Raw genomic sequence first — 1008 nt, forward strand, 5'->3', positions numbered from 1 at the left:
CGTTTTCAATCATAAAGTTTAGTACGTCTAGTTTAAATTGTTGTGTGTAATTTGTACATCGTTTTAGAAAAGCTTCCAGACCATTCTGTTTATATTGGTTTACCCAATTCAAAATGATTGTGTCATTTATACCGAGCGATCTACCTATTTCTCGATAACTTTCATTTCCGTTCAAATAACGTAGAACGATTTGTATTTTTTCATCAGATGTAAATTTAGCCATAGAAAAACTGCACCCCCAATTGTTAGACTGTGTCTAACAATTGGGGTGCAGTTCAGTTTCCTCGCTCTTTTTTTATTTGTCATAAACAATCTATGATGAAATTTAAGCGATTCTAAATACAGTAAGGCGGATGTTAGTATTTCCTGTCGCAGGGATCGTAATCTCATTAAGAGTAGATTGAACAGAAATTCTTGCACCAGCTGCTAATGTTTCGATTGTAGTAAATGAAAGTGAGTCGCCTATTAAATTTGAAGAGAAATTATCAGTTGCGACTGCTCCATTAATTGAAATTCCTACTCCGAGTGGAGCGCATCCTGGCGCAGTTGTAGAAATGGATACGCTAATTACATAAATACCACCGTTAATAACAGTAACTGTATCTGTGCCGTTGAAGATAATATTGTTTACGTTAATTGCAGTACTAAAAATAAAGTTATTAAATTGCAGTACTGTTTGCTGAATATTGTTTGTTACAACAATTGTTGCTATAGGGAAGCTAGGTCCAGTTGGCCCAGTAGGTCCGGTAGGTCCACCAGAAGGTCCAGTAGGTCCAGTAACTCCTATACCAGTAGCGCCGGTAGCACCTGTTGGTCCTTGAATGCCTTGAGGTCCGGTAGCACCAGTAGCACCTGTGTTACCTTGAGCACCTTGAGGTCCGGTAGCACCAGTAGCACCTGTGTTACCTTGAGCACCTTGAGGTCCGGTAGCACCAGTAGCACCAGTAGCACCTGTGTTACCTTGAGCACCTTGAGGTCCAGTAGCACCCGTGTTACCTTGAACGCCTT

Annotated in this window: 2 protein-coding genes; both read right to left on the reverse strand. The window is 40.5% G+C overall.

Going from position 1 to position 1008, the window contains the following annotated elements; all coding sequences use genetic code 11:
* Positions 1-223, reverse strand: a 223-nt coding sequence (locus H6481_RS28145) for a helix-turn-helix domain-containing protein (RefSeq protein ID WP_182813811.1), incomplete at its 3' end; no start/stop codon positions are given.
* A 102-nt stretch (positions 224-325) separates the two neighbouring features.
* The coding region (locus H6481_RS28150; protein ID WP_182813813.1) for a Gly-Xaa-Xaa repeat protein at positions 326-1008 on the reverse strand (683 nt) is incomplete at its 5' end.

The sequence above is a fragment of the Bacillus sp. ME78 genome (assembly GCF_903970865.1).
GTDB classification, from domain to species: domain Bacteria; phylum Bacillota; class Bacilli; order Bacillales; family Bacillaceae_G; genus Bacillus_A; species Bacillus_A cereus.